The organism is Caulobacter sp. GW822-FHT01G02 (assembly GCF_058802865.1).
Window position 1 is genome coordinate 205,273 of sequence record NZ_JBXAON010000004.1, and the last position, 25,566, is coordinate 230,838.

Annotated in this window: 29 protein-coding genes, 1 other RNA gene and 1 pseudogene; 16 read left to right on the forward strand and 15 right to left on the reverse strand. The window is 67.9% G+C overall.

The window, feature by feature from the left end; all coding sequences use genetic code 11:
- The first annotated feature begins 78 nt into the window (after positions 1-78).
- Positions 79-1,500 (forward strand): M20/M25/M40 family metallo-hydrolase, encoded by a 1,422-nt coding sequence (locus tag AC1RNC_RS13170; RefSeq protein ID WP_492886860.1) that lies wholly within the window; start codon positions 79-81, stop codon positions 1,498-1,500.
- Between the two features lie 68 nt (positions 1,501-1,568).
- A complete protein-coding gene (locus AC1RNC_RS13175; protein WP_492836885.1) occupies positions 1,569-1,850 on the forward strand; it encodes a hypothetical protein in 282 nt (93 codons plus the stop codon).
- Positions 1,851-1,866: 16 nt separating this feature from the next.
- On the opposite strand, the gene AC1RNC_RS13180 is transcribed toward AC1RNC_RS13175, so the two are convergent.
- The 3 genes from AC1RNC_RS13180 to AC1RNC_RS13190 all read right to left on the reverse strand — a co-directional run bounded on the left by AC1RNC_RS13180 (position 1,867) and on the right by AC1RNC_RS13190 (position 4,646).
- The gene (locus AC1RNC_RS13180; RefSeq protein WP_492886862.1) at positions 1,867-2,799 is read right to left on the reverse strand and encodes a nucleoside hydrolase; all 933 of its coding nucleotides are present in this window, start codon (positions 2,797-2,799) and stop codon (positions 1,867-1,869) included.
- A gap of 61 nt (positions 2,800-2,860) precedes the next feature.
- The gene (locus tag AC1RNC_RS13185) at positions 2,861-3,823 is read right to left on the reverse strand and encodes a phosphoribosylaminoimidazolesuccinocarboxamide synthase (protein WP_492886864.1); all 963 of its coding nucleotides are present in this window, start codon (positions 3,821-3,823) and stop codon (positions 2,861-2,863) included.
- 67 nt (positions 3,824-3,890) lie between these two features.
- The gene (locus AC1RNC_RS13190) at positions 3,891-4,646 is read right to left on the reverse strand and encodes a YebC/PmpR family DNA-binding transcriptional regulator (RefSeq protein WP_492886866.1); all 756 of its coding nucleotides are present in this window, start codon (positions 4,644-4,646) and stop codon (positions 3,891-3,893) included.
- 154 nt (positions 4,647-4,800) lie between these two features.
- On the opposite strand from AC1RNC_RS13190, the gene AC1RNC_RS13195 reads away from it, so the two are divergent.
- Positions 4,801-5,466, forward strand: a complete 666-nt coding sequence (locus tag AC1RNC_RS13195; RefSeq protein WP_492886868.1) for a glutathione S-transferase family protein — start codon at positions 4,801-4,803, stop codon at positions 5,464-5,466.
- On the opposite strand, the gene AC1RNC_RS13200 is transcribed toward AC1RNC_RS13195, so the two are convergent.
- The 6 genes from AC1RNC_RS13200 to AC1RNC_RS13225 all read right to left on the reverse strand — a co-directional run bounded on the left by AC1RNC_RS13200 (position 5,463) and on the right by AC1RNC_RS13225 (position 10,025).
- Complete coding sequence (locus tag AC1RNC_RS13200) at positions 5,463-6,287, reverse strand: TIGR00282 family metallophosphoesterase (RefSeq protein ID WP_492886870.1); 825 nt, start codon at positions 6,285-6,287, stop codon at positions 5,463-5,465. The two genes, AC1RNC_RS13195 and AC1RNC_RS13200, sit on opposite strands and share 4 nt — an antisense overlap.
- A gap of 9 nt (positions 6,288-6,296) precedes the next feature.
- The gene (locus AC1RNC_RS13205; RefSeq protein WP_492886872.1) at positions 6,297-6,917 is read right to left on the reverse strand and encodes a 5-formyltetrahydrofolate cyclo-ligase; all 621 of its coding nucleotides are present in this window, start codon (positions 6,915-6,917) and stop codon (positions 6,297-6,299) included.
- 39 nt (positions 6,918-6,956) lie between these two features.
- A non-coding RNA gene (gene ssrS, locus AC1RNC_RS13210) (6S RNA) lies at positions 6,957-7,119 on the reverse strand.
- A gap of 66 nt (positions 7,120-7,185) precedes the next feature.
- Entirely contained in the window at positions 7,186-9,156 is a 1,971-nt protein-coding gene (locus AC1RNC_RS13215) for an alpha/beta hydrolase family protein (RefSeq protein ID WP_492886874.1), read from the reverse strand.
- An 80-nt stretch (positions 9,157-9,236) separates the two neighbouring features.
- Positions 9,237-9,563: a cell division protein ZapA gene (locus tag AC1RNC_RS13220; protein ID WP_099575970.1), complete on the reverse strand. Its 327-nt coding sequence runs from the start codon at positions 9,561-9,563 to the stop codon at positions 9,237-9,239.
- 3 nt (positions 9,564-9,566) lie between these two features.
- Positions 9,567-10,025 carry a hypothetical protein gene (locus AC1RNC_RS13225; protein WP_492886876.1) on the reverse strand — a complete coding sequence of 153 codons (459 nt, stop codon included), beginning with the start codon at positions 10,023-10,025 and terminating at the stop codon, positions 9,567-9,569.
- A 214-nt stretch (positions 10,026-10,239) separates the two neighbouring features.
- Between AC1RNC_RS13225 and gap the strand changes: the two genes are divergently transcribed.
- The 4 genes and pseudogenes from gap to fba all read left to right on the forward strand — a co-directional run bounded on the left by gap (position 10,240) and on the right by fba (position 13,936).
- Positions 10,240-11,247: a type I glyceraldehyde-3-phosphate dehydrogenase gene (gap, locus tag AC1RNC_RS13230; protein WP_492886878.1), complete on the forward strand. Its 1,008-nt coding sequence runs from the start codon at positions 10,240-10,242 to the stop codon at positions 11,245-11,247.
- Positions 11,248-11,302: 55 nt separating this feature from the next.
- A pseudogene (locus tag AC1RNC_RS13235) lies at positions 11,303-11,380 on the forward strand (hypothetical protein); the annotation flags it as partial.
- A gap of 21 nt (positions 11,381-11,401) precedes the next feature.
- Positions 11,402-12,592 (forward strand): phosphoglycerate kinase, encoded by a 1,191-nt coding sequence (locus tag AC1RNC_RS13240; protein WP_492887220.1) that lies wholly within the window; start codon positions 11,402-11,404, stop codon positions 12,590-12,592.
- 252 nt (positions 12,593-12,844) lie between these two features.
- Positions 12,845-13,936, forward strand: a complete 1,092-nt coding sequence (gene fba / locus AC1RNC_RS13245; protein WP_492886880.1) for a class II fructose-bisphosphate aldolase — start codon at positions 12,845-12,847, stop codon at positions 13,934-13,936.
- 55 nt (positions 13,937-13,991) lie between these two features.
- Here the strand turns inward: fba and AC1RNC_RS13250 are convergent, their stop codons facing one another.
- The 3 genes from AC1RNC_RS13250 to AC1RNC_RS13260 form a co-directional block, all read right to left on the reverse strand.
- A complete protein-coding gene (locus tag AC1RNC_RS13250; protein ID WP_492886882.1) occupies positions 13,992-14,663 on the reverse strand; it encodes an NrsF family protein in 672 nt (223 codons plus the stop codon).
- Between the two features lie 172 nt (positions 14,664-14,835).
- Positions 14,836-15,489 carry an anti-sigma-F factor NrsF gene (gene nrsF, locus AC1RNC_RS13255; protein ID WP_492886884.1) on the reverse strand — a complete coding sequence of 218 codons (654 nt, stop codon included), beginning with the start codon at positions 15,487-15,489 and terminating at the stop codon, positions 14,836-14,838.
- On the reverse strand, positions 15,476-16,015 hold the full coding sequence (locus AC1RNC_RS13260) for a sigma-70 family RNA polymerase sigma factor (protein ID WP_492886886.1): 540 nt from the start codon (positions 16,013-16,015) through the stop codon (positions 15,476-15,478). Before AC1RNC_RS13260 ends, nrsF begins: the two co-directional genes overlap by 14 nt.
- Before the next feature lie 225 nt (positions 16,016-16,240).
- Between AC1RNC_RS13260 and AC1RNC_RS13265 the strand changes: the two genes are divergently transcribed.
- The 4 genes from AC1RNC_RS13265 (at position 16,241) to AC1RNC_RS13280 (ending at position 18,696) form a co-directional block, all read left to right on the forward strand.
- Complete coding sequence (locus tag AC1RNC_RS13265) at positions 16,241-16,531, forward strand: BufA1 family periplasmic bufferin-type metallophore (protein ID WP_492836870.1); 291 nt, start codon at positions 16,241-16,243, stop codon at positions 16,529-16,531.
- A gap of 143 nt (positions 16,532-16,674) precedes the next feature.
- Complete coding sequence (gene bufB / locus AC1RNC_RS13270; protein WP_492886889.1) at positions 16,675-17,508, forward strand: MNIO family bufferin maturase; 834 nt, start codon at positions 16,675-16,677, stop codon at positions 17,506-17,508.
- Positions 17,501-18,253, forward strand: a complete 753-nt coding sequence (locus AC1RNC_RS13275; protein WP_492886891.1) for an HvfC/BufC family peptide modification chaperone — start codon at positions 17,501-17,503, stop codon at positions 18,251-18,253. The genes bufB and AC1RNC_RS13275 overlap by 8 nt, the downstream gene beginning before the upstream one ends.
- Positions 18,250-18,696, forward strand: a complete 447-nt coding sequence (locus AC1RNC_RS13280; protein ID WP_492886893.1) for a DoxX family protein — start codon at positions 18,250-18,252, stop codon at positions 18,694-18,696. Before AC1RNC_RS13275 ends, AC1RNC_RS13280 begins: the two co-directional genes overlap by 4 nt.
- 148 nt (positions 18,697-18,844) lie before the next feature.
- Here AC1RNC_RS13280 and AC1RNC_RS13285 read toward each other — a convergent pair whose 3' ends face one another.
- The 3 genes from AC1RNC_RS13285 to AC1RNC_RS13295 all read right to left on the reverse strand — a co-directional run bounded on the left by AC1RNC_RS13285 (position 18,845) and on the right by AC1RNC_RS13295 (position 20,402).
- The gene (locus AC1RNC_RS13285) at positions 18,845-19,420 is read right to left on the reverse strand and encodes a tryptophan-rich sensory protein (protein WP_492836866.1); all 576 of its coding nucleotides are present in this window, start codon (positions 19,418-19,420) and stop codon (positions 18,845-18,847) included.
- 169 nt (positions 19,421-19,589) lie between these two features.
- Positions 19,590-20,069: a bacterioferritin gene (gene bfr / locus AC1RNC_RS13290; RefSeq protein WP_125159220.1), complete on the reverse strand. Its 480-nt coding sequence runs from the start codon at positions 20,067-20,069 to the stop codon at positions 19,590-19,592.
- A 147-nt stretch (positions 20,070-20,216) separates the two neighbouring features.
- Positions 20,217-20,402 carry a (2Fe-2S)-binding protein gene (locus AC1RNC_RS13295; protein ID WP_099575957.1) on the reverse strand — a complete coding sequence of 62 codons (186 nt, stop codon included), beginning with the start codon at positions 20,400-20,402 and terminating at the stop codon, positions 20,217-20,219.
- A gap of 132 nt (positions 20,403-20,534) precedes the next feature.
- Between AC1RNC_RS13295 and thiE the strand changes: the two genes are divergently transcribed.
- From thiE to AC1RNC_RS13320, 5 genes are all read left to right on the forward strand, one after another.
- On the forward strand, positions 20,535-21,194 hold the full coding sequence (gene thiE / locus AC1RNC_RS13300) for a thiamine phosphate synthase (protein WP_492886896.1): 660 nt from the start codon (positions 20,535-20,537) through the stop codon (positions 21,192-21,194).
- An 86-nt stretch (positions 21,195-21,280) separates the two neighbouring features.
- Entirely contained in the window at positions 21,281-21,703 is a 423-nt protein-coding gene (locus AC1RNC_RS13305; protein WP_492886897.1) for a hypothetical protein, read from the forward strand.
- 301 nt (positions 21,704-22,004) lie between these two features.
- Entirely contained in the window at positions 22,005-22,805 is an 801-nt protein-coding gene (locus AC1RNC_RS13310) for an inositol monophosphatase family protein (RefSeq protein ID WP_492836863.1), read from the forward strand.
- A 164-nt stretch (positions 22,806-22,969) separates the two neighbouring features.
- Entirely contained in the window at positions 22,970-24,040 is a 1,071-nt protein-coding gene (locus AC1RNC_RS13315; protein WP_492886899.1) for a glycerophosphodiester phosphodiesterase, read from the forward strand.
- A 68-nt stretch (positions 24,041-24,108) separates the two neighbouring features.
- A complete protein-coding gene (locus AC1RNC_RS13320) occupies positions 24,109-25,422 on the forward strand; it encodes a hypothetical protein (RefSeq protein WP_492886900.1) in 1,314 nt (437 codons plus the stop codon).
- Positions 25,423-25,566 lie beyond the last annotated feature (144 nt).

Consider the following 25,566-nt stretch of genomic DNA (forward strand, 5'->3'; position numbering starts at 1 on the left):
CGAGGCGTTAACGGCGGCCCTTGCGCCGCGAGCGCTGGCGGGCTCTCCTCGCGCCCAGGTTCATTGGGGAGAGTACGGATGAAACGGTCGGTTTGGATGATGGCGGGCGCCCTTGTGGCCCTCGCGACGACGGCGAGCGCCCAGGTCGCCGAACCGCCCAAGACCGTCCGCCCCGACCAACTGGCCTTCCGCGACCTCTACAAGGAGCTGGTCGAGATCAACACCACCCTGTCGGTCGGCTCCTGCACCCAAGCGGCCGAGGCCATGGGCGCGCGGCTGAAGGCGGCGGGTTTCCCGGCCGAGGATGTCAAGGTCGTGGTCGCCGACGGCCATCCCAAGGAGGGCAGCCTGGTGGCGATCCTTCACGGGACCGATCCGAAATCCAAGCCCATGCTGCTGCTGGCCCATATCGACGTGGTCGAGGCCAACCGCGCCGACTGGACCCGCGACCCGTTCAAGCTGGTCGAGGAGAACGGCTACTTCTTCGGGCGCGGGACCTCGGACGATAAGGCCCAGGCGGCCATCTGGGTCGACAGCCTGGTCCGCCTGAAGCAGGCCGGCTTCAAGCCCAGGCGCGACATCAAGATGGCCCTGACCTGTGGCGAAGAGAGCGAGGCCTATAACGGCATCGAGGACCTGGTGAAGAACCACCGCCCGCTGGTCGACGCCGAATTCGCCCTGAACGAAGGCGCCGACGGCCTGCTGGACGAGCATGACAAGCCCGTCGTGCTGGAGGTCCAGGGCGGCGAGAAGGTCTATCAGGACTTCACCCTGACCGTGACCAATCCCGGCGGCCACTCCAGCCGCCCCGTCCCGGCCAACGCCATCTACCAGCTGTCGGCGGGCCTGGACCGGATCGGCGCCTATGGCTTCCCGCCGCGCTTCAACGACGCCACGCGCGGCTATTTCACCAAGATGCAGGCCCGCGTGCCGGCCGAGCAGGCGGCGGCGATGAAGGCGCTGGTCGCCAACATCAACGATCCCGCCGCCCTGAAGACCGTGACCGCCGACCCGATGTGGAACTCGATGCTGCGCACCACTTGCGTGGCCACGATGGTCAGTGCCGGACACGCGCCCAACGCCCTGCCCCAGCGCGCCACGGCCAACGTCAACTGCCGCATCCTGCCGGGCACGCCGGTCGAGGAGGTCCGGACCAAGCTGGCCGAACTGGCGGGCGCGCCCGTCGCCGTGACTCTGGCCCACGAGCCCAACAGCGTCTCGCCGCCGCCGCCCCTGACGCCGGCCATCATGGGCCCGATCGAGAAGGAAGCCGCCAAGCTGTGGCCCGGCGTTCCGATCGTGCCGATCCTGCTGACCGGCGCCACCGACGGCGTCCACACCAACGCCGCCGGCATCCCGACCTATGGCGTCTCGGGCCTGTTCGGCAGCTCGGACGGCGATGGCATCCACGGCCTGAACGAGCGCATCCGGGTCAAGTCGCTCTATGACGGCCGCGACTTCCTCTACGCCCTGATCAAGGACTACGCGGGCGGCAAATAGACGCCCTTCGCCTCTGGAACCGTCGTCCGATCTCCCTATCTCCGCTCCAGCGTAAAGGGAGACGGACGATGGTCGAGACATCGGACGACGGCATCCTGGCCGAGTACATGGTCAGCTACTGGTCGATGAAGCACGAGAAGCTCGACCGACCGACCAAGCTTCTCGAGACCCTCTACATAACCGAGCGCTACCAGGCCGGCGAAAATCTTCGCGAAGCGCGGTCGGCCTATGATCACGCGGTCTGGAACGGCGTGCCGGTGGGCGAGATGGATCGCCGTCTGGCCGAGCTCGACCAGTTCATGCGCGAGCTGGTCCGCGAACGCGCCGCCCAGTGGCGCCAGCCGCATTAGGAAGCCGGGGCGAGACTCAGGCCGCCTCCACCGCGCTCCAGCCGAACAGGCCGCCCAGGATCAGGCGTTTGACGGCGGCGACGTCGAGGCCCGTGCAGACCTCGGCGTTGGGCGCGCCGTCGATGCGGTCGACGCGGCCCTGGCGCTCGCCGTCGACGACCACCCGCAGGCGCGCGGGCGTGAAGCTGAAGAGCTCGGGCGCGATCAGGCTGGCGGCCGCCACCGAGTCGTGCGGCCGGCAGCCTTCGCCACCCCAGACCTGCTGATGGAAGGCGATATAGGGCCCGGCCGCCTTGATCAAGCGCTGGGACAAAGGCGAGCCGCAGCAGGCCGCGCCCTTGGCCAGGTCCTCGGCGGTGACCGACACCTGGTGCGTGACATCCATCGGCATCAGGCGCGGCATGACCCGGCCCTCCAGCGTGCGCTGCAGGGCCTCCGGGTCGCTCCAGCTGTTGAAGTCGGCGCCGCCGGCCGCCTTGCCGGCCACCTCGAAGGCGCCGGCCATGATCGTCGGCCGCCAGTCGCGGAAGGCGGCGGGGTCTTCCAGCAGCCCCTTGGCCAGGTTGGTCAAGGGGCCGAGGAACAGCCCCATCACCTTGCGACGCGCGGCGAAGGCCAGGAAGTTGGCCGAATGGCCGCGCTCCAGCTCGGGCAGCTTCCAGCGCTGCGAGAAGCCCGCGCCGTTCAGGCCGTCGACTCCGTGGGCGGGCCGCATCCGCTCGACCCGCCGGCGGGCCAGGCCCGAGCCGGCGCCGATATAGACCTCGGCCCCGCAGCCGGCCAGCCGCAGCACGCCCCGGGCGTTGGCGGCGGCCTGGTCGACATAGGTGTTGCCGAACACGGCCGAGACCGAGACCACGTCCACGGCCTGTCGCGCGCGGGCCAGAAGCGTCAGCGCCAGGGCGTCGTCCACGCCGCAATCGGTGTCGATGTGAACCCGCAGGACCATGTCCGCAGTCTAGCCGCGCCCCATGACGGCGAGAAGAGCGGCGAGAGAGATCAATCCCCGCCTAACCCGCCAGGTAGGCGTCCAAATTCCGCTTCACCCGCGCCATCATCGGCTCGTCCGCCGCGGGGCGCTGGAACGCCTGGCCGGTGATCGTCTCGAACGCCTCGATATAGACGTCCGAGGTCTGCCGGATCAGGTCCGTGGGGATTTCTGGGATCGGGTCGTTGTAGGGATCGCAGCGCTGGGCCACCCAGGCGCGGACGAAGTCCTTGTCGAAGCTGTCGGGGCGCTCGCCGGCCGCGAACCTGGCGTCGTAGGTCGCCGCCTTCCAGAAGCGGCTGCTGTCGGGGGTGTGGATCTCGTCGGCCAGGACGATGGCGCCGTCGGCGTCGAGGCCGAACTCGTACTTGGTGTCGGCCAGGATCAGCCCGCGCTCGGCCGCCAGGGCCTGGCCGCGCGCGAACAGGGCCAGGGCGTAGGCGCTGAGCTGGTCCCACTGCTCGGGCGTCAGCAGGCCCTGTTCCAGGATCTGGGCGGGCGACAGCGGCGCGTCGTGATCGCCGTCGGCGGCCTTGCTGGTGGGGGTCAGGATCGGCTCGGGCAGGCGCTGGTTGGCGCGCAGGCCGTCGGGCAGGCGCACGCCATACATTTCGCGCTCGCCCTTGTTGTAGAGCGTCAGGATCGAGGTCGAGGTGGTCCCGGCCAGATAGCCGCGCACCACCAGTTCGACCGGCAGCATCTCCAGACGCCGGCCGATCAGCACGTTCGGGTCCGGATAGGCCAGGACGTGGTTGGGGCAGATATCGGCGGTGGCGTCGAACCAGTAGCGCGCCGTCTGCGTCAGCACCTGGCCCTTGTACGGCACGGCGCACAGGATGCGGTCGAAGGCGCTGAGACGGTCGGACGCCACGATCACCCGGCGGCCGTCCGGCAGGTCGTAATTGTCCCGCACCTTGCCGCGATAGTGGTTGGGCAGTCCGGGCAGGTCGACTTCAGCCAGGGCGTTCGGGGCGGAAAAGGTCACCGGGGCCTCGTCGCTGGAAATACTGGAAGTAAGAAGGGGAGGCCCATTCGGACCTCCCCCAAGAGCGTCAGCCCAGCTTGGCCAGGTCTTCGTCGCTGATGTCTTCGTTCGAATAGACGTTCTGGACGTCGTCGTCGTCGTCCAGCAGGTCGAGCAGCTTCATCAGGGTGGCGACCGAGTCGCCCGTGACCGGCACCTGCATCTTCGGGCGCCAGGCGATCTTGGTGTTCGACGCCGCGCCGAACTTGGCTTCCAGGGCGGCGGCCACCTCGTTCAGGCTTTCGAAGGCGGTGTAGATGGTGTGGCCTTCGCCCTCCTCGTCCATGTCCGAGGTGACATCGTCGGCGCCGGCCTCGATGGCGGCTTCCATCATGGCGTCTTCCGACGCGGCCTTGGCCGGGTAGGTGATCTGGCCGACGTGATCGAAGTTGAAGGTCACCGAGCCGGTGGCCCCCATGTTGCCGCCGATCTTGGTGAAGTAGGACCGGACGTTTGCGGCGGCGCGGTTCTTATTGTCGGTCAGCACCTCGACGATGATGCCGACGCCGCCGGCGGCGACGCCTTCATAGCGGATTTCCGAATAGTCGGCCGCGTCGCCCATCTGCGACTTCTTGATCGCGCGGTCGATGACGTCCTTGGGCAGGCTCTCGGCCTTGGCGTTGTTCACGGCCAGGCGCAGGCGCGGGTTCATGGCCGGGTCGGGCAGGCCGGTCTTGGCCGCGACGGTGATTTCCCGCGACAGCTTGGAGAACAGCTTGGAGCGCGCGGCGTCGGCGCGGCCCTTGCGGTGCATGATGTTCTTGAATTTCGAGTGGCCGGCCATTCGGAGGCTCTGTCTCTGGTCTGAAAAATGGAGTGTGGGCGCTTCTAGCCCCCGAGGGCGGGTTTTGTCACCCCCAAGGGGCGCCGGCCGGCGCTTGCACTTCGTCCCGCCCCGATGATAGTTAGGCGATAACTTAAGTATCAGGGAGCGACCGATGAGCCTGACGCTACACGCCCACCCGCTGTCCTCGTTCTGCTGGAAGGTGCTGATCGGCCTCTACGAGAACGACATCGCCTTCGAGAACGTGATGGTCAACCTGGGCGATCCGTCCGGACGCGAGGCGTTCTTGAAGCTGTCGCCGATGGGCAAGATGCCGGCGCTGCGCGATGAGGCCCGCGACGAGACCGTGCTCGAGACCAGCGTCATCCTCGACTATCTGGACCTGCGCTATCCGGGCCGCGTGCGGTTCGTACCGCGGGACCCGGACCTGGCCTGGCGGACGCGGTTCTGGGACCGCTTCTTCGACCACTACATCCATCACCCGATGCAGCGCATCGTCGCCGATCGCATCCGGCCGGCGGAGGCTGGCAAGGATCCGTACGGCGTCCGGGAGTCCTACGCCCAACTGGCCACGGCCTGCGATCACCTGGAAAAGGAACTGGCCGACGGCCGCGACTGGATGTGCGGCGACTTCGGCCTGGCCGACTGCGCGGCGATGCCGGCGCTGTTCTACGCCGACAAGGTCCAGGCGCCAGAAGCGCCCTTTGGGAACCGCTGGCCGCTGTGCCTGGCCTATCTGGAGCGCCTGAAGAGCCGCCCCTCGGTCCAGCGCGTATTGGCCGAGGCCGAGCCGTTCTTCCAATACTTCCCGACCGCTTAGGCGACTTCCGGGATCGACTGCCGCAGCCGCCCGCCGACGCGGATCGGCTCGACACGCACCGCCAGGCCCGTGCGGTCGTCGGTCTCGACGAACACGCCGCACACCGTCGCCGGCCCCGAGGCCGGCGTGTAGCGCCCGCCGCTGATCTTGGTGGTGAAGCGCCGCAGAGGCTCTTCCTTCTGGTTGCCGATGACGCTGTCATAGTCGGCGCAGGCGCCGGCGTCGGTCTGGTAGGCGGTGCCGCCCGGCAGCACCTGGCAGTCGGCGGTCGGGACGTGGGTGTGGGTGCCGACCACTAGAGAGGCGCGGCCGTCGCAATAGTGGCCCATGGCCATCTTCTCCGACGTCGCCTCGCAGTGCATGTCGACGATCACCGCGTCGGCCACCTGGCCCAGCGGGGCCTTGTCCAGCTCACGGTCGGCGGCGGCGAACGGGTCGTCCATGGCGTCCATGTGCACCCGGCCCAGCAGGTTGACGACAAACACCGTCTTGCCACTGTCGGTCTGGAAGAGATGGCTGCCGCGCCCCGGGGCGTCGGACAGGATCGGGTAGTTGGCCGGCCGGATCAGGCGCGGCTCGCGGACGATATAGGTGAGAGCCTCGCGCTGGTCCCAGCTGTGATTGCCCAGGGTCAGGCAGTCGGCGCCAGCCTCGAACAGCTCGCGTGCGGTGTTCTCGGTGATGCCGAAGCCGGCCGCGGCGTTCTCGGCGTTGATGATCACGAACTCGAGGGAGAGCCGGCGGCGAAGATCGGGCAGATGGTCGGCCAGGCCGTCGCGGCCCGACTTGCCGACGACATCGCCGAAGAAGGCGAAACGCATCGAAAGTCCTTAAGGAGGGCCTGGGCGGCCCATGTCATTGACCGCGATATACTCTTTTTCGGTGAGAATAGCGTCCAGCCTTTGATCGTGCGGCTCGTGCGGCAAATTCTCCGCCTGCTGGCCACTGTAGGCCAGGCCCAGCACGACAACGGACTTGCGAGCCCTCAGGGCTTCCAGCGCCCGGTCGTAATAGCCGCCGCCCTGCCCCAGGCGCAGGCCGTCGCGCTGGAAGGCCAGCAGCGGCGTGATGACCAGGTCCGGCAGCACGACCGGCTGGGTCGGCGGGGGACCGCGCAGGCCGATGGCGTCATGGACCAGCGGCTGGCTGACGTCCCAGGCGCGGAACACCATGCGGCGCGTCTCGGCGTCCTCGACGGCCGGCAGGGCGATCGTCCAACCGGCCTCCCGCATCTGGTCGGCCAGGATGCGCGGCGACACCTCCGAGCCAAGCCCGTGATAGAGCGCGGCGACCTTACCAGCGGGATCGGAGAACAGTCGCGCCAGCGGCTCGCGCGCCACCTCGGCGATCATCCAGTCGGCTTCGGGGTGCTCCAGCGCCAGCTGCTTGCGCTGGTTGCGCAGAAAGACGCGCAGGGCCGTCTTGGCCGCGACAGGATCGGTGATCGCCATCCGTCGCTTATAGGAGACCATCGCTTCGGGAAGAAAGGTGGCGGCGCCGCGAAGAACCGTGAAGACGTTTCAATCCACTCGAACCTGTCAGTAACAGGTGGGCCCCGTGTTCCCGCAGCCACGGCCACGGGAGGGAACAGGTCCCGATAGAGAGATTAAGGTCCCTGGGAATAGAAATCTTCGACGAGAGCCACAGCAAGACCCGCCGTGGATCAATATAGGGGGTTGGGCGCCCCAGCGATAGAGGCGCCCGCGTCGCAGGCGACGATCAGAGGCCCAGCGACGCCTTCAGGAAGGCGTCGGTCTTGGTCAGCATCTCGGTTCGCGCCGTGTCGTCGTTGAGCTGGTGGTCCAATCCCTTGAACTCGACCAACTCGGCCTTGCGTCCCGCGTCCCGCAGCTTGCGCTCCATCAGCCGCGACTCGCCGATCCCGACATTGGCGTCGAGGTCGCCATGGAACAGCAGGACCGGCGCCTTGATCTTCGCGGCGTTCTGGGCGGGCGAGCCCTCGGTCACGTGCGGGCCCTTGCCGATGAATTCACTGACCTGGAGGTAGTTGGTGAAGTTCAGCGACTCGGCGCGCAGGGTCTCCAGATCGGTGACCGGCGCGATCGCCACGATAGCCTTGAAGAGGTCCGGATCCAGCACCGCCGACTGCAGCGCCGCGTATCCCCCGTACGACCAGCCGACGATGGCCAGCTTGCCCGGCGCGGCGATCCCCTGCTGGGCGAGCCAGCGGCCGCCGTCATTCACGTCGCCGATCGCGGTGCGCCAGGACTGGAAGCCGTTCTTCTGGAACCAGTCGGCGCCATAGCCGGCCGAGCCTCGATAGTTGGGTTGCAAGACGGCGTAGCCCTGCTGGGCGAAATACTGGGCGAGCCAGTCGAAGCCCCATTCGTCGCGCGCGCCGGGGCCGCCGTGCGGCATGACGATCGTCGGCAGGTTCTTGCCGTCGCTGCCCGGCGGCAGGGTCAGGTAGCCCGGGATCTGCGTGCCGTCTGCGGCCGGATAGGTCACCGCCCTCACCGTGGCCAGCTTCAACTTTTCCAGCTGCGGCCGGGCGGCGATCAGCTCCTGCAGGTTCCGGGTGGTCTTGTCATAGAGGTAGTAGAGGCCCGGATCGCTGTCGCCGCCGGCGAACAGCAGCAGCTTGGACTCGTCGGCCGAGGCGTCGACGAACGTGACCAGGCGACCCGGCAGCGCCTTGCCCAGCGCCAGACCCAACTTGCGCAAGTCGGGGTCGAAGAATTCGGTCTCGCGCTTGTCGGTGACGTAGGAGACGCCGACCACGCGGTTCTGGCGACCGATCCGAACAAGGCCCGTAACGTCGACGTCCGGCCGCGCCAGCACCAGGTCGCGCTTGAGGCTGTCGTCCAGCGCCGTCTTGTACAAGGCCAGGCGGCCGTCCTTGACGTCGAAGCCGTAGACGACATTGAGCTTGGGATCGACGGCTTCGGGGCTGAAGCCGCTATAGCCCGTGGCGCCGAGGGTCAGCTGGCCCAACGGCAGCCAGTCGCGGCGTTCAGGCTGGCGATAGAAATAGAGGATCCTGTCGCTGGCGTAGCCCGACGACCGCGTCGGCCGAACGCCCATCACCCGGACGGTCCCGCGCCCATCGCTGATATATTCGATGGCGTTGAGGTTTGACTTCTCGACGGACCGGCGAGCCAAGGTTGTCGTGTCGACGCGATCGACGCCCAGGCCGTCGTCTTCGTTGGCCAGGTGGGTGCCAGTGCCGCGTTCCGGCACATAGTCGCGGGTCATCAGGATCCCGCCCGGCGCGTCGTCGGTGGCCCAGTCGATCACCACGCCGCCGTTCTGCGACATCCGCAACGAGCGGTCGTTTGTCTGGGCGCTGAGCACCTTCAGGTCGCCCCCGTCGCTGTTGATCGCGATCAGGCGGGTGAAGCCCAGCCGATTCTGCGCGTCCTTCACGACGACATAGATCTGGCAGACCAGGCGCGTATTGGTCGACCAACGGCAGCTCGTCAGCCGTTCGGGGCTGCCGCTGGAGGCGAGGATCGGCTTAGGCGGGCCGGAAGCGGCCGTGTCGACCACCTCCAGGTGGACGCCGCGCCCCGCAGTCGGGACGATCATCGCCACCTTCTGGCCGTCGGGCGACAGGCTGATCTGCTGGATGTATTCGCGCGCGCCGAACGCGGCGGCAGTGGAATCCGCCGCTATGGCGGGGCCGCTCAAGGCCAAGCCCAGAAGCCCGAACGTCGCCAGCACTCTCATCGAAGCCCTCTTCCGAAACAGGCCCCGAGGGTAGGGAATACAGCGGAGAGAACAACCTCAAGTTATAGCGAGCGGAGCGCCTACTCCGCCGCCAGCTTCTCGATCTTCTCGGCGGCCGCGTCGAGCGCGCGGATAGCGGCGATCTCGGCCTTGGTGCCGTCCTGGTTCAGGCGGGCGATCTCGGCGTTGGCGTGGGCCAGGCGCAGCTTCATGTCCGACAGCTCGTCGGCCAGCAGCAGGGCGCCCATCAGGAACAGCCGCGTCTCGCCCAACTGGCCGACGTCGGAGCTGACCTGGCGGACCTGGCGGTCGAACAGCCGCGCCAGTTCCGAGAGATGCGGCTCCTGGCCGTCCTCGCAACCAACCATGTAGGGCCGGCCGTTCACGTGGATGGTCACCTGGGCCATGCGTCAGGCCTCCCCCCGATCGCGGACTTTGGGATCGCTGACTTTGGGATCGCCTGCCTTGGGCGCGTCGAACAGGTCGTCGTCCTGCAGCGGCGCGACGGCGTCCTCGGCTTCGTCGTCGTCATGCGCGTGGTCGTCATTGGCCACGAACTCGTCGCCGAGCGCGGAACGGATCTCCGCGATGGCGCGGCCCAGGGCGGCGGAGGCCTGCTCGCCGGCTTCCTCCAGCGCCTTTTCACGTTCGCGGGCGGCTTCCAGGTCGGCGACCAGGCGCGTGCGCTCTTCGTCATCGAAGAGGCCCGGCTCGGCGGGGGACGATGACGCGGCGGGCGCGGCGGCGGCGGCCGCGAGCGCGCGCTCGACCTCGGCGGCCTTGGCCGCCTGGCGCTGCTCGAGCTGAGCCACCGCGCGCTCCAGACGGCGCACGGCCAGGTCGAGGGCCGTACCGTCGGCCGGGATCATCGGCGATTTCCAATCATGCGACGCAACATATAGATGAGCCCCGTCTATGCCAGTCGTCAGGGCGACATTTGGGCGGCGCGGAGCCCATAGCAGCATTTACCGAAGCCGTGTCAGTTTCTAGGCCTTGACTCAGCGCCTTTCCCCCGCAAAACGCGCACCCAAATAGGGAACGCCGATCGAACTCGATCGCGCGGTCATAACAGGAGAACGACCCATGGCTATTCGCGTCGCCATCAACGGCTTCGGCCGCATCGGACGTCTGGTCCTGCGCTCCATCGCCGAGCATGGCCGCCGCGACATCGAGGTCGTCTCCATCAACGACCTGGGTCCCGTCGAGACCAACGCCCACCTGCTGCGCTACGACAGCGTCCACGGCCGCTTCCCGGGCGTGGTCACCTCGGGCGAGGACTGGATCGACGTCGGCATGGGCAAGATCAAGGTCACGGCGATCCGTGATCCCAAGGATCTGCCGCACAAGGACCTGAACGTCGACATCGCGTTCGAGTGCACCGGCATCTTCACCGCCCGCGACAAGGCCGCCCTGCACCTGGAAGCCGGCGCCAAGCGCGTATTGGTGTCCGCTCCCGCGGACGGAGCCGACAAGACCATCGTCTACAAGGTCAACCACGAGACCCTGACCGCCGACGACATCGTCGTCTCGAACGGCTCGTGCACCACCAACGCCCTGGCCCCCGTCGCCAAGGTCCTGCACGACCTGGTCGGCATCGAGCGTGGCTACATGACCACGATCCACAGCTACACCGGCGACCAGCCGACGCTGGACACCATGCACAAGGACCTCTATCGCGCCCGCGCCGCGGCCCTCTCAATGATCCCGACCTCGACCGGCGCCGCCAAGGCCCTGGGCCTGGTCCTGCCGGAACTGAAGGGCAAGCTGGATGGCTCGTCGATCCGCGTCCCGACCCCGAACGTCTCGGTCATCGACCTGAAGGTCGTGCCGACGCGCGACACCGACGCCGCCGAGGTCAACGCCGCCCTGCAGGCCGCCGCCGACGGTCCGATGAAGGGCGTGCTGTTCACCACGACCGACCCGCTGGTCTCGTCGGACCTGAACCACATCGCCGCCAGCTCGACGGCCGCCCTGCCCCAGACCCAGGTCATCGAGGGCAAGCTGGTCCGCGTGCTCAGCTGGTACGACAACGAGTGGGGCTTCGCGACCCGCATGAGCGACACCGCTCTTGAGATGGCGAAGTTCCTGTAAGGAACGCACCACCAAACCCCGCTCTCGCAAGGAGCGGGGTTTTCCTTGGCCCGCCCTCGTCCTTCGACAGGCTCAGGATGAGGGCTATTGCCGATCTCTTGAACCTCATCCTGAGCTTGTCGAAGGACGAGGTTCACCCACCGCAGGACGACCGATGACCTTCCGCACCCTCGACACCGCCGATCTCGCCGGCAAGCGCGCCCTGGTCCGGGTGGACTTCAACGTGCCGGTCGATGGCGGGAAGATCACCGACGACACCCGCCTGCGCGCGGCCCTGCCGACCATCCACTACCTGTCCCAGCAAGGCGCCAAGGTCGTGCTGCTGGCCCACTTCGACCGGCCCAAGGGCAAGGTCGTTCCGGAGATGAGCCTGGCCTTCGTGGCCGAGCCGCTGTCGGCGCTGCTGGAGCAGCCGGTCGCCTTCGCCTCGGACGCCATCGGCCCCGAAGCGGCCAAGGTCGTCGACGGTCTGGAGAACGGCGGCGTGGCCCTGCTGGAGAACGTCCGCTTCCACGCCGGCGAGGAGAAGAACGATCCTGACTTCGCCAAGGCCCTGGCCGCCAATGGCGACGTCTATGTCAACGACGCCTTCAGCGCCGCCCACCGCGCGCACGCCTCGACCGAGGGCCTGGCCCACCTGCTGCCGGCCTATCCGGGCCTGGCGATGCAGCGCGAGCTGGAAGCCCTGGACGCCGCCCTGGGCAATCCCAAGAAGCCGGTCATCGGCATCGTCGGCGGCTCCAAGGTCTCGACCAAGCTCGATTTGCTGCGCAATCTGGTGACCAAGCTGGACTATCTGGCCATCGGCGGCGGCATGGCCAACACCTTCCTGCACGCGGCCAAGATCGATGTCGGCGCCTCGCTGTGCGAGCCCGACCTGGCCGACACCGCCCTGGAGATCATCGACCTGGCGGGCGCGGCCGGCTGCAAGCTGCTGCTGCCGACCGACGTGGTGGTGGCCAAGAGCGTCAAGCCGGGCGTCCACGCCGAGACCCGCAATGTCTATGACGTCCAGCCCGACGACCTGATCCTGGACGCCGGCCCCGAGACGGTGAAGACCCTGCTGGCGGCCATGGACGCCAGCAAGACCCTGATCTGGAACGGCCCGCTGGGCGTGTTTGAAGTCCCTCCGTTCGACGAGGCGACCGTTTCGGCGGCAAAGCACGCCGCGCAACTGGCGAAATCGGGTAAGATCGTGGCCGTGGCCGGCGGCGGTGATACGGTGTCGGCCCTGAACCACGCGGGCGTGTCGGCCGACATGACGTTCGTCTCGACCGCCGGCGGCGCGTTCCTGGAATGGATGGAGGGCAAGACGCTTCCGGGCGTCGCGGCCTTGGAGGCTTGAGAATCTGACTAGTTTTCTCCGATCTCCCCGGCGAATGCCGGGGCCCAGATGGACGAGCGCTGAAGCGATTTCCAAGAACACCGCGTTCTTCCAATCAGACCAAGCGCCTTGGGATCTGGGTCCCGGCATTCGCCGGGAAGATCGGAAGAGTTTAAGTACGCAGACTGACTAAACGGGCAGAGAACGCACAAGCGTCACGGCCCCAAGAACAAGAAACGACCCAACCACTTAACGCTTGCAGGAGAGAACTACGTGGCTCGCATCACGCTGCGCCAGCTGTTGGACCATGCCGCCGAGCATGAGTACGGCTTGCCCGCCTTCAATATCAACAACATGGAACAGGGCCTGGCGATCATGGAGGCGGCCGAGGCCGTCAACTCGCCCGTGATCATCCAGGCGTCGCGTGGGGCGCGGAACTACGCCAACGACATCATGCTAGCCAAGATGATCGACGCTCTGGTCGACATCTATCCGCACATCCCGGTCTGCATGCACCAGGACCACGGCAACGGCCCGGCGACCTGCGCGACGGCGATCCAGTACGGCTTCACCTCGGTGATGATGGACGGCTCGCTGATGGAAGACGCCAAGACCCCGGCCTCCTACGAGTACAATGTCGAGGTCACCCGCAAGGTGGTGCAGATGGCCCACAGCTGCGGCGTCTCGGTCGAAGGCGAACTGGGCGTGCTGGGCTCGCTGGAGACCGGCATGGGCGAGGCCGAGGACGGCCACGGCTTCGAGGGCAAGCTCAGCCATGACGAGTTGCTGACCGATCCGGACCAGGCGGTCGACTTCGTCGCCCAGACCGGCGTCGACGCCCTGGCCATCGCCATGGGCACCAGCCACGGCGCCTACAAGTTCACGCGCAAGCCGGACGGCGACGTCCTGGCCATGAACGTGATCGAAGAGATTCACCGCCGCCTGCCCAACACCCACCTGGTGATGCACGGCTCGTCGTCGGTCCCGCAGGACCTGCAGGACATTATCAACCAGTACGGCGGCGAGATGCCCCAGACCTGGGGCGTGCCGGTCGAAGAGATCCAGCGCGGCATCAAGCACGGCGTGCGCAAGATCAATGTCGACACCGACAACCGCATGGCCATCACCGGCGCGATCCGCAAGATCCTGGTCGAGAAGCCGGGCGAGTTCGATCCGCGCGCCTATCTGAAACCCGCCAAGGAAGCCATGCGCAAGGTCTGCCAGGCCCGCTTCGTCGAGTTCGGCTCGGCCGGCCACGCCGACAAGATCAAGGCGCTGTCGACCGCGACCATGGCCAAGCGCTACCACTCGGGCGAACTGCACGCCAAGTTCGGCGGGGACGCGGCCAAGGCCGCCGCCGAGTAGGCTTCGATGCGTTGAAGACGAAGAGGCCTCCCGGCGCGATCCGGGAGGCCTCTTGCTATTCGGCGGCCGCGAGAAAAAGGCGGCGGCGGGCGAGCAGCTTGGCCGCGCCGGCCCCGACCGCGCCGCAGAGCAGCATGGCCAGGGTGAACCAGGGCCCCACGAACGCGTAGGTTCCCTGCCAGCAGTGCAGGCCGTCGACCGTCGCCGCAACGCCCCCACAGAACAGGCCGCAGGCGAAACCGGTGAACGCGGGCCGCTCCAGGTCAATGTCGCGCAACCCGGCCGCCACCAGGGCCAACATCGGCGCGGCGATGACCAGGATGTCGCCAAGACAGGTGGCGGCGCTCGGCCAGTAGGGGTCGACGAGCGCCTCGGCGCCCGCGCCGGACGCCTGGAGGGCGGCGGCTATCAACATGGCGCAGGCCAGGGCCCCCGCCCCGGCCAAGGCCCGGAACCCGCCGACGCACGCGCGCGCCAACAGGGTCGCGGCGGCCAGGGCGCAGAGAGCGACGGCGGCGGGATAGATCGCCTTGATCCAGAAGAAGGCGCGGGTGGCGGCGACCGGCAGGTCCGGCCGCAGATCCAGCCAGACCAGAATCATCAGCACGCCGGCCAGGGCGCCGGCGGCGGCGGCCTCGGCCAGTCGCCAGGGCAGGGTCGCGGCCGACCAGATGGGAGCGCCGGCCCTCATCCCGCCTATCGGGGCGACGGTGTCGTCGATCGTCACGCGTCTCTCCCCACAGAGTCGTATGGCGGTTCACTAGCGCCTATCGCGTCTCATTCGCGAAGGCCGCGGCACTTCAGTCGCGGAACATCGGTTTGTCAATCGACCGGAGCGCGACGACACGAAACTTGATCGTCGCTAGATCTGGCGACAGCTCGCCAACTGGCGGCCTTGCCTACCAGCGCAGCGCCCAGCGCCCGACCGCCGCGCCGAGGGCGGCCAGGGACAGCACCCCGAGACTGTACCAGAGGGCCACGAAGGTGAAGGTGTTCTCGGCGCAGTGCAGGCCATAGACCGTCGCCGCCACCCCGCCCGCGAACAGTCCCGTCGCCAGGCCCGCCAGGGTTGGCCGAGTCGGGGCCATGCCGCGCACGACCCACAGACCCAGGGCCAGCATCGGCAGGCCCAGGACCAGGATATTGCGGCTGCAGACATGCCAGGAATGGCCGCGCAGCATGTGCAGCGTCATCTGGATGTCGGGGTTCATCATCGCCTGGACGACGCCCGCGACCGAAAACGCCCCCAGGACGGACAGGCCCAGGATCCAGCCGCGGCGGCCCGATCCACCCGGCCGCGACAACCGCTCGACGGCCAGGTAGCCGGCCGCGCCCAGCAGGGCGGTGTAGAGCGCCTTCATCCAGAACATGCCGCCGCGCATGGCCGGCATCAGGTCATGGCGGGTATGCAGCCAGGCCAGCACCAGGACCAGGGCCGCCAGGGCGCCCAGGCCGGCGACCATCGCCAGACGCCGGGGCGGAGCGCGCGTCGGCCCAAAATCCGTGGCCTGGGCGTCCGAGGCCAGGGCGTCGATCAGATCATCCGTTCGCACGGCGCATCCTTTCGGCCAGGGCCTTCAGCGCCCGGTGCAGGGCGACCTTGGCCGCGCCTTCGGTCATGCCCGCCTTCGCGCCCGCCTCGGCCAGGGACAGGCCGGTCAGCTTGACGTCGGAGACGAGGATCCGCTGCTTTTCGGGCAGAGTGGCCAGGGCGCGGTCCAGCTCGAGGCCGACGCCCGGATCGGGCTCGTCGGCGGCCAGGAATTCGATGTGGTCCTCGATCGGCAGGGTCTGGCGGATCTTCCGCCGCCGCCAGTGGTCGATCAGCTTGTAGCGCGCCACCGCGTGCGCCCAGCCGGTGAACGACTGGGACGAGTCCCAGGTCGACCGCTTGAGATGCACCGCCAGCAACGTCTCCTGCACCAGATCCTCCACATCGCCGGACGCGCCGGACATCCGTCGCGCGAAATAGGCGCGCAGCCGGACGCCAAGAACGGCCAGACACTCGCGATAGGCGGCGGCGTCACCGTCCAGCCCGCGCAGCATCAGCGCCTTCAAACGGGTCTCGGTATCCGTCACGCACACCCCTATTCGCGCGGGAAGGGCCGATGGTTACACGGTGTCGCGCCGCGCCGGAACCGCCCGAGACCGCCGCGCCGAAATTTTGTTCTCCCCGTTTTTTGTTCGGCGACCGGTGTAACCTTCACGGCGGAAGCTTCGTATCTCCCATCGACCGGGCGACAACATGCCGCTCCGGCCAGCAACGATCCCAAGACTTCCCCAAGAACACCAAGGAGACACCCCATGAACCGCACCGCCACCACCGCCGCCCTGGCCGCCGTCCTCGCCCTCTCGGCCGGCGTCTCGATGGCCTCGGCCGACGAGCACATGAAGACCGGCGCCAAGGTCGAAATGGAAAAGTGCTACGGCGTGGCCAAGGCCGGCGAGAACGACTGCAAGGCGGGCGCGGGCACCTCGTGCGCCGGCACCTCGAAGGTCGACTACCAGGGCGACGCCTGGAAGCATGTGGCCAAGGGCGCGTGCGTGACCATGAAGACCCCGAAGGGCATGGGTTCGCTGACTCCGAAGGCGTAAAGCCCGGCAACATCCATTCTTGTCATCCCGGCCGCGGCGAAGCGGAGAGCCGGGACCCAGGGGGAGCCGCGATGCGCTTGGCCCCTGGGTCCCGGACAGCCTCTGCGAGGCTTCCGGGATGACAAGGGTTTTGAGAGCTTCCCATGACCCCCACCGCCGGCCTTGGCCTCAAGTCCCAGCACTATGCCGACGCGCTCGCGTGCGAGGCTCAGGGCCTGTGGTTCGAGGTCCATCCCGAGAACTACATGTCGGCTGGCGGTCCGCGCCTGGCGGCGCTGGAGGCCATCCGCGCGCGCCGGCCGCTGTCGCTGCACGGCGTGGGCCTGTCCCTGGCCGCCGACGCCGATCCGGACTCCGAGCACCTGACCGCCCTCAAGCGTCTGGCCGACCGGTTCGAGCCGTTCGTGATCTCCGAGCACCTGGCCTGGTCGACGCACCGAGGCTTGCACCAGCCCGATCTCCTGCCCTTTCCGCGCACCCACGCCGCCCTCGCCCGCATCGCCGCCAATGTCGGCCGCATGCAGGACGCCCTGGGCCGCAAGGTGCTGATCGAGAACCCGTCCCTCTACCTGCCCCTGACCGGCCATGACCTGGGCGAGGTCGACTTCCTGAAGGCCCTGGTCGCCCAAACCGGCTGCGGCCTGCTGGTCGACGTCAACAACGTCTTCGTCAGCGCCAGCAACCTCGGCTACAGCGCGCAGGCCTATCTGGACGCCCTGCCGGCCGAGGCGATCGGCGAGATCCACCTGGCCGGCCATGGCGCTGATGAAGGAGGATCCGACCTGCTGATCGACACCCACGGCGCGCCGGTGGCCGAGCCTGTCTGGACGCTCTATCGCCGGCTGATCGACAGCATCGGCCCCCGCCCGACCCTGATCGAGCGCGACGACGACATTCCCGACTTCGCGACGCTGATGGCCGAGCGCGACCGCGCCGCCGCCCTGCTGGAGCCCGTCCTGGAGCCTGTTCATGCCTGAGCTGCTGGACTTCCAGGACGCCTTCGTCGCGGCCCTCTGTGGCGAGCGCTCGGCGCTGTCGCCGTGGCTGGCGCCCGGCGTCGGCGAGGCGGGCCTGTCGGTCTACCGCAACACCATCGCCAAGGGCTGCGTCGACGCCCTGGCCGCCAACTTCCCGACCGTGCTGTCCATGGTCGGCGAAGAGTGGTTCCGCGCCGCCGCCGTGCTGTTCGCCCGTGAGGCCCCGCCGACCAGCGCGGCCCTGCTGGACTACGGCGAGGCCTTTCCCGCCTGGCTGGGCCGCTTCCCGCCCGCCGAGGAGCTGCCCTATCTGGTCGGCGTCGCCCATCTCGACCGCCTGTGGACCGAAGCCCTGTTCGCCGCCGAGGCGCCGGCCCTGACCGCCGGGGCGCTGGCCGCCTTGCCGCCCGAGGCCCTGGCCGAGACGCGGCTCGCCCTGCACCCCAGCACCCGCTTCGCCGCCTTCGAGGCCGGCCTGCCCAGCCTGTGGTCGGCGGCCCGCTCGGGCCATGAGGACCTAGAGCTCTCCGAGACTCCCGAAGCGCTCCTCTGCCTTCGCGCCAACGGCGTCGTCACGCATCGCGTGATCGGCGAGGCCGAAACCGAATTCCTCCGCGCTTGTCGCGAGGGCCAGACCACCGCCCAGGCCGCCGAGCGCGCCCTGACAACCCATCCCGCCGCCGACCTCGCCGCGCTGTTCGCCGGCCTGATCGCCGACGGCGCCTTCATGGATATCGACCAATGACCGCCGCCGCTCTTCGCGCCCCCTTCGACGTCTTCGCCCGGATCGCCGGCAGGGTTCTGACCGAGGATGTCCTGGCCCTCGTCGCCCGCTTCGGCGTGGCGGCGATCTTCTTCCAGTCGGGCCGCACCAAGGTCGACGGGCTGCTGCACATCAAGGACAGCACCTATTCGCTGTTCGAGACCGAATACCACGTGCCGCTGCTGTCGCCGGACGTGGCGGCGCACGCGGCGACCTATTCGGAGCACCTGTTCTCGATCCTGCTGGTGCTGGGCCTGTTCACCCGGCTCTCGGCGCTCGCCTTTCTGGGGATGACGGCGGTGATCGAGATCTTCGTCTATCCCGACGCCTGGCCGACCCACCTGTCGTGGGCGGGGCTGCTGCTGTTCCTGATCGCGCGGGGCGGCGGGCGGTTCAGCCTGGACCGGGCGCTGAAGATCGCTTGAGCCTCCCCACACCCGATCTTCCCGGCGAAAGCCGGGACCCAGATCGCAGGGCTGTGAGGCGCATGCAGAAACACCCGCGATCCTCTCCGGAACGCGGGCGCTCTTGCATCTGGGCCCCGGCTTTCGCCGGGAAGAACGGATTGTGGGGCTAATGAATCGTCGGCATGCGCGGCACGGGCTTGCGCCACAGCTGCGAGGTCAGGGCGTTGGCGATGCCGATCCAGCCGAAGTCGGGAGCGACGCCGCCGCCGACCTTGCGGGCCTCGATCGCATAGGCCGCCGAGGCCGTCAGCGAGGCCGTGGCCGCGCCCAGCTGGCCGCCCAGGCGCTTGGCGCCCAGGCCCAGCCACAGGGCGTTGAAGCCCTGCACCAGGCTCCAGATCGTCAGGGCGCGGGTGCGGGCGGGGCTGGCCGGGGCGTTCCAGGTGCGCAGGCCCGACAGGGTCATGGCGATGAACAGCGGCGGCAGAAGCAGGCTGGTCAGCGGCTTGGGCTGGTGGGCCACCGGTTCGTGCATCTCGGCGAACTCGACGGCGTACATCTCGTCGTCCAGCACCCGCTCGTGCCGGCGCCCCATCACCATGGCCGCGATGATCGCGCCGCCGGCCAGGGCCGCGCCGACGCCGATCTGCGCCGCGGGATGAAGGCCTTCCCGCCTTTCCAGCTCGAACGCCTCGCGTCCAGCCAGGGCGCGTTCCCGCGACTTTCCGTTGGCGACATGCATGGCGGGACTCCCTCGTGAACTCGCAAGGTCAAACAGCCCAGCTGAATCTTGGTTCCAGCGCGACCGGGCCGTCCACACATGATGGCGTGTTCCCCGCATCGCGCCAGCTGAAAACGCGCTTACGGTATCGCGACCTTAGGCCGTCCGCGACCTTCAGCGCAAAGACGGTTCAGGCCGGCAGTTCCCCCACCGCCGATTGCAGGTAGTTCTGCTCGCCCAGCGCCTTGACCAGGCCCAGCTGCATCTCGAGGAAGTCGATATGCTCCTCGGTGTCGCTGAGGATCTCGCGCAGCAGCTCGCGGCTGACATAGTCGCGGGCCTGTTCGCACTGGACGATGCCGGGGATCAGGGTCTCGCGGCCGCCGACCTCCACGGCCAGGTCGCTGGCCAGGCATTCGGGCACGGTCTCGCCGATCTTCAGCTTGTGCAGGTCCTGGAGGTTCGGCAGCCCTTCCAGGAACAGGATGCGGTTGATCAGCTTGTCGGCGTGCTTCATCTCGCCGATCGATTCGTCATAGGTGATCTTGCCGAGGCGCTTGAAGCCCCAGTTGTCGTACATCCGCGCGTGCAGGAAGTACTGGTTGACCGCCGTCAGTTCGTTGGTGAGCACCGCGTTGAGCAGTCGGATGATGCCGGGATCGCCCTGCATGGCGGCCTCCTTGAAGTTCACGTGTTCGGCCGGAACCTGGGGCAAGCCGAAACCGGCTTCAACCTGAATATGTGCGAGTCGCTCGCGCTCTCACGGAAATCCGAGCGAACGCTGGGCGGATCCCTGAATTTGCTGGTGTTCGAGCCGCTACTCGGCGGCGAAGGCCAACGCTTCACGATTGTCCTGGATCATCTGGCGCATTTCGCAGACGCACTTGGCGCACTGGGCCTGGCAACCCTTGTGACGGAAGATGTCCGCCGGGCGCGTGGCGCCAGCGTCGATGGCGGCGCGCACTTCGCGCTCGCGGATGCCGTTACAATTGCAGACGTACAAGGCAGAACGCCCTACCCGATTGAGTGTCATTCTCATCTAGCCACTCACGACAGCTTTTGCAACTGACTCTCACTACGGTTCATAGCGGCTAGGTGTCGCGGGGCGGCTCGAATTGGCTTAAAGCCCAGCCTTATGACGCTCGCCTGCCGCCTCTATCTGATCACCCCGCCGTCCCTGACCGACCTGACCGCCTTCGGCCGCCAGTTGGCCAAGGCCCTGGAAGGCGGCGATGTCGCCGCCCTGCAGATCCGCCTGAAGGACGCCCCGGACGACGTGATCGCCGCCGCCGTCGAGGCCCTGTCGCCGATCGCCCAGGCCCACGACGTCGCCGTAATCCTCAACGACCGCCCCGATCTCGCCGCCCGCCTGCCGGTCGACGGCGTCCACGTCGGCCAGTCGGACATGGCCCTGAAGGACGCGCGCAAGCTGATGGGCCAGCGGATGGTCGGCGTCACCTGCCATGACAGCCGCCACCTGGCCATGGAAGCCTCGGAGGCCGGGGCCGACTATGTGGCGTTCGGGGCCTTCTTCCCGACGACGACCAAGGACGCCCCGACCACCGCCGAACCCGAGATCCTGACCATCTGGCAGGAGACGATGGAGATCCCTTGCGTGGCCATCGGCGGCATCACCGCCGCCAACGCCGCGCCCCTGGCCACGGCCGGCGCGGACTTCCTGGCCGTCTCGGCCGGGGTCTGGGCCTATCCGGAAGGCCCTGACGCGGCCGTCGCCGCGCTGAACACCGCGATCGTCGAGGGCCTGAGCGCGAGGTTGGGGGCTGGCCGCGAATAAGGCGAAATAACGGCGTTCCCTTGTGACGCGCCGCACATAGGCATAGCTTCCCCGTCAGCGAACAACGATAAATGGGGAGGACGCCGATGAAGCGACTCGAAGTGTGTTTGCTTAGCGTAACGGTCCTGGCGCTTTCGACGTCGTTGATCTCGACGGGCGCGACCGCCGAGACCTGGAAGCAGGCTCCAGGAGACACCAAGTCCTACTACGACGCGGACTTCACCCGCGTGGACCAGGCCACCGGGCTGATCGTGACCCGCGTCGCCGAAGGCCAAGCGAACGGCCCCTACAAGAACTGGCCGGCCAGCAAGGGTCCGATCCTGGTCTTCGCGCTCGACTGCGCGGCCGACAAGTGGATGGACCTGGGCATGGACTTCGACGGCTCCAAGGGCCTGCCCAAGGGCTGGCGCAAGGAAGCCAAGATCGACGACATCTCCGGCGCCGTCGGCAAGGCCGGCAAACTGCTCTGCGAGACCAAGGACACCCTGCCGAAGGTCGAGCTGCCTTAGCCTCCAATCCGATCTTCCCGGCGAAGGCCGGGACCCAGATCGAACCCATTGGCTTCAACGAGGTGGCGAGGCCGCGAGGCGCGCCATCCCAAGTCATTCCGGATGGATCTGGGCCCCGGCCTTCGCCGGGGAAATCGGTGTTTTGATACGTGTCCGGCCTTAACCATCTCGAACCGCGCCCATCTTGCCTTCAGGCCTGTGGACGACTAGGTTCCGCGCCCGTTCTTTCACACCGTCGACCTACCGCTCCGCCGCCGGACCTTCCGGCGGGCGTCGACGGCTTTCTTGAGGATTACACGCCTTGGCTACGCCTTCCGCCCTTCTGAACGTCATGATCGACGCGGCCCGGAAGGCCGCCCGTGGCCTGGCTCGCGACTTTGGTGAAGTCACGGAACTGCAGGTCTCGAAAAAGGGCGCGGCGGACTTCGTCACCAACGCCGACATCAAGGCCGAACAGACCCTGTTCGAGATCCTGACCAAGGCCCGCCCGGGCTACGGCTTCCTGGGCGAAGAGCGCGGCATGATCGAAGGCACCGACAAGACCCACACCTGGATCGTCGACCCGCTGGACGGCACCACCAACTTCATGCACGCCATCCCGCACTTCGCGGTCAACATCGCCCTGCAGCGCGAGGGCGAGGGCGTCGTCGCCGGCGTCACCTACAACCCGATCACCAACGACCTGTTCTGGGTCGAAAAGGGCAAGGGCGCGTTCCTGGGCGCCGAGAAGCGCCTGCGCGTCGCCGCCCGCCGTAACCTCGACGAATCCGTGCTGGCCACCGGCGTGCCGTTCGCCGGCAAGCCGGGCCACGGCCAGTTCCTGAAGGAGCTGCACCAGGTCAGCCAGAAGGTCGCCGGCGTCCGCCGCTTCGGCGCCGCCGCCCTGGACCTGGCCTGGGTCGCCGCCGGCCGCTTCGACGCCTACTGGGAGCGCAACCTCAACCCGTGGGACGTCGCGGCCGGCGTGCTGATGGTCCAGGAATCGGGCGGCAAGGTCACCACGATCGATGACGACGACCACGACGTCGTGCAGGGCAAGTCGATCCTGGCCAGCAACCAAGATCTCTATCCGCTGATCCTCGAGCGACTGCGGGCGGCCTGACCCTTTTTTGTCATCCCGGAAGCCTCGCAGAGGCTGTCCGGGACCCAGGGGCCAAGTTCGGTGCGGTTGCCCTTGGGTCCCGGCTCGGCGCGCTTCGCGCTTGGCCGGGATGACAGTTTTAAGGACTCGCCAAACCGTCACATCCCGGCGCTAAATCGCGCCCCATGACCCTGCTCACCCGTCGCGCCATGACCACCGCCGCGCTCGCCGGCACGCTGCTGCCCGGTTTCGCCCGCGCCCAGGCCAGGAAGCCCATCGTCATCGGCCACCGCGGCTGCAGCGGCGAACGCCCCGAGCACACCGCCCTGTCCTACGAGCGCGCCATCGAGCAGGGCGCGGACTTCATCGAGCCGGACCTGGTCCCGACCAAGGACGGCCACCTGGTGGCCCGCCACGAGAACGAGATCGGCGGCACCACCGACGTCGCCAGCCGTCCCGAATTCGCGGCCCGCAAGGCGACCAAGACCATCGACGGCGAGCAGGTCACCGGCTGGTTCGTCGAAGACTTCACCCTGGCCGAGATCAAGACCCTGCGCGCCCGCGAGCGGCTGCCGCAGCTGCGTCCGGCCAGCGCCGCCTTCGACGGTCAGGCCCAGATCCTGACCTACGAGGAGGTCGTGGCCATCGCCAGGGCCGGCAGCCAGCGCACGGGCCGCGTGATCGGAACCTATCCCGAGCTGAAGCACCCGACCTATTTCGCCTCGATCGGCCTGCCGACCGAGGATCGGCTGGTCGCCAAGCTGAAGGCGCTGGACCTGAACTCGGCGAGCGCGCCGGTGTTCGTGCAGTGCTTCGAGGTCGGCGCGCTGAAGAAGCTGCGCGCCAAGACCCCCGCGCGCCTGGTGTTCCTGGTCGACGGCGAAGGCGGCCCAGCCGACCTGCCGAACGTCAAATACGCCGACCTGATCACCGCCCAGGGCCTGAAGGACGTCGCCGTCTATGCCGACGGCCTGGGCCCGAACTGGAGCCTGGTGGTCCCCAACGACAAGCAGGTCCTGCTGCCGGCCACCGACCTGGTCAAGAACGCCCACGCCGCGGGCCTGCAGGTTCACCCGTGGACGGTGCGGGCCGAGAACTACTTCCTGCCCGCCAGCTTGCGGAAAGGCGATCCCAAGGCCCAAGCCTTCCTCGCCATGCACGGCGACGTCGCGCCGGTGTTCAAGGCGCTCTACGCGGCGGGCGTCGACGGCGTGTTCAGCGACTTCCCGGGACTGGCGGCCGCCGCGCGGGGGTAGCCCGGCGCCTCTTGCGGAGACGGCCCGGACCGGTGCAGCGTGCCGGCCGAACTCCCAGGGGAAGCCTCATGAAGATCCGCCACGTCGTCTCCACGGCCGTCCTCGCCGCCGCGCTCATGCTGGGCTCGGCCGCCGCCGCCCAACCCGCCCGGACGGCGTCCAGCGAGCTGCTGGACCGCGTCGCCGAGGACTTCGTGCGCATGACCCTGGAAGCCGGCGAGCGCGAGCCCGGCTATGTCGACGCCTATTACGGCCCGGTCCACCTGATGGACACCGCCAAGGCCGCCCCACGCCCGGTCTCGGTGTTGCGCAAGGAAGCCGACCGCCTGATGACCCTGGTGGTCGCCGCCAAGGACAAGCAGTTGTCGCCCGACGAGCGCCGCCGCAAGCTGTTCCTGAAGGGCCAGATCAAGGCCGCCCAGACTCGCCTGGCCATGATCGCCGGCGACAAGTTCAGCTTCGAGGACGAGGCGCAGGGCCTGTTCGGCGTCCGCCCGGTGATCAAGCCGCTGAAGAGCTATGACCCGATCCTGGCCCGGATCGACAAGCTGGTCCCGGGCAAGGGCGATCTCGCCGCCCGTGTCGACGCCTTCCAGAACCGCTACGTGATCCCGACCGACAAGGTGGAGGCGGTGATGCAGGCCGGCATCGCCGCCTGCAAGGCCAAGACCGAGGAGCACATCAAGTTGCCGGCCGGCGAGCGCTTCGACATGGAGTTCGTCACCAAGAAGCCGTGGAGCGGCTACAACTGGTACAAGGGCGGCGCCCACAGCCTGATCCAGATCAACACCGACCTGCCGATCTATATCAGCCGCGCGCTCGATCTGGGCTGCCACGAGGGCTATCCGGGCCACCACGTGCTGAACGCTCTGCTGGAAGAGAAGCTGACCAAGGACAAGGGCTGGGTGGAGTTCTCGGTCTATCCGCTGTTCTCGCCGCAGTCGTTCATCGCCGAGGGCAGCGCCAATTTCGGCATCGAGCTGGCCTTCCCGGGCAAGGCCAAGACCGAATTCGAGCGTGACAAGCTCTACCCGCTGGCGGGCCTGGATCCGAAGACGGCCGAGGCCTATGGCGAACTGCAGGACGCCAAGGCGGCGCTGTCCAGCAGCGGCAACACCATCGCGGCCCTGTACCTCTCCGGCAAGATGACCAAGGAACAGGCCGTCCGGGCGCTGATGAAGTACACGCTCTATTCGCGCGGCGGAGCCGAGAAGCGGGTGTCGTTCATCGAGACCTACCGCTCGTACGTGATCAATTACAACATCGGCCAGGACATGGTTCGCGACCACGTCTACCGGGCCGGCAAGACCCAGGACGCGCGTTGGAAGGCCATGGAGCGCGTGATCAGCGAGCCGACCGTTCCGGCGGATCTGCGCAAATAGCCAAGCCTGTGCAATAGCTTGGCGCGCGCCCGCGTCGCTTTGCCGACACAGGAACGCAATACGCGCCATCACCGTTTGCCCCCTCGCCGCCGCCTTTTGGCGGCGTAGGGGTCGCCTCGCCTGGCGGCCTCTCCTTCAAGACCA

Coding starts and splice junctions, on each gene's coding strand:
- AC1RNC_RS13170 (WP_492886860.1), top strand. CDS start 79: ATGAAACGGTCGGTTTGGATGATGGCGGGCGCCCTTGTGGCCCTCGCG.
- AC1RNC_RS13175 (WP_492836885.1), top strand. CDS start 1,569: ATGGTCGAGACATCGGACGACGGCATCCTGGCCGAGTACATGGTCAGC.
- AC1RNC_RS13180 (WP_492886862.1), bottom strand. CDS start 2,799: ATGGTCCTGCGGGTTCACATCGACACCGATTGCGGCGTGGACGACGCC.
- AC1RNC_RS13190 (WP_492886866.1), bottom strand. CDS start 4,646: ATGGCCGGCCACTCGAAATTCAAGAACATCATGCACCGCAAGGGCCGC.
- AC1RNC_RS13195 (WP_492886868.1), top strand. CDS start 4,801: ATGAGCCTGACGCTACACGCCCACCCGCTGTCCTCGTTCTGCTGGAAG.
- AC1RNC_RS13200 (WP_492886870.1), bottom strand. CDS start 6,287: ATGCGTTTCGCCTTCTTCGGCGATGTCGTCGGCAAGTCGGGCCGCGAC.
- AC1RNC_RS13205 (WP_492886872.1), bottom strand. CDS start 6,917: ATGGCGATCACCGATCCTGTCGCGGCCAAGACGGCCCTGCGCGTCTTT.
- AC1RNC_RS13215 (WP_492886874.1), bottom strand. CDS start 9,156: ATGAGAGTGCTGGCGACGTTCGGGCTTCTGGGCTTGGCCTTGAGCGGC.
- AC1RNC_RS13220 (WP_099575970.1), bottom strand. CDS start 9,563: ATGGCCCAGGTGACCATCCACGTGAACGGCCGGCCCTACATGGTTGGT.
- AC1RNC_RS13225 (WP_492886876.1), bottom strand. CDS start 10,025: ATGATCCCGGCCGACGGTACGGCCCTCGACCTGGCCGTGCGCCGTCTG.
- gap (WP_492886878.1), top strand. CDS start 10,240: ATGGCTATTCGCGTCGCCATCAACGGCTTCGGCCGCATCGGACGTCTG.
- AC1RNC_RS13240 (WP_492887220.1), top strand. CDS start 11,402: ATGACCTTCCGCACCCTCGACACCGCCGATCTCGCCGGCAAGCGCGCC.
- AC1RNC_RS13265 (WP_492836870.1), top strand. CDS start 16,241: ATGAACCGCACCGCCACCACCGCCGCCCTGGCCGCCGTCCTCGCCCTC.
- bufB (WP_492886889.1), top strand. CDS start 16,675: ATGACCCCCACCGCCGGCCTTGGCCTCAAGTCCCAGCACTATGCCGAC.
- AC1RNC_RS13275 (WP_492886891.1), top strand. CDS start 17,501: ATGCCTGAGCTGCTGGACTTCCAGGACGCCTTCGTCGCGGCCCTCTGT.
- AC1RNC_RS13280 (WP_492886893.1), top strand. CDS start 18,250: ATGACCGCCGCCGCTCTTCGCGCCCCCTTCGACGTCTTCGCCCGGATC.
- AC1RNC_RS13285 (WP_492836866.1), bottom strand. CDS start 19,420: ATGCATGTCGCCAACGGAAAGTCGCGGGAACGCGCCCTGGCTGGACGC.
- bfr (WP_125159220.1), bottom strand. CDS start 20,069: ATGCAGGGCGATCCCGGCATCATCCGACTGCTCAACGCGGTGCTCACC.
- thiE (WP_492886896.1), top strand. CDS start 20,535: ATGACGCTCGCCTGCCGCCTCTATCTGATCACCCCGCCGTCCCTGACC.
- AC1RNC_RS13305 (WP_492886897.1), top strand. CDS start 21,281: ATGAAGCGACTCGAAGTGTGTTTGCTTAGCGTAACGGTCCTGGCGCTT.
- AC1RNC_RS13315 (WP_492886899.1), top strand. CDS start 22,970: ATGACCCTGCTCACCCGTCGCGCCATGACCACCGCCGCGCTCGCCGGC.
- AC1RNC_RS13320 (WP_492886900.1), top strand. CDS start 24,109: ATGAAGATCCGCCACGTCGTCTCCACGGCCGTCCTCGCCGCCGCGCTC.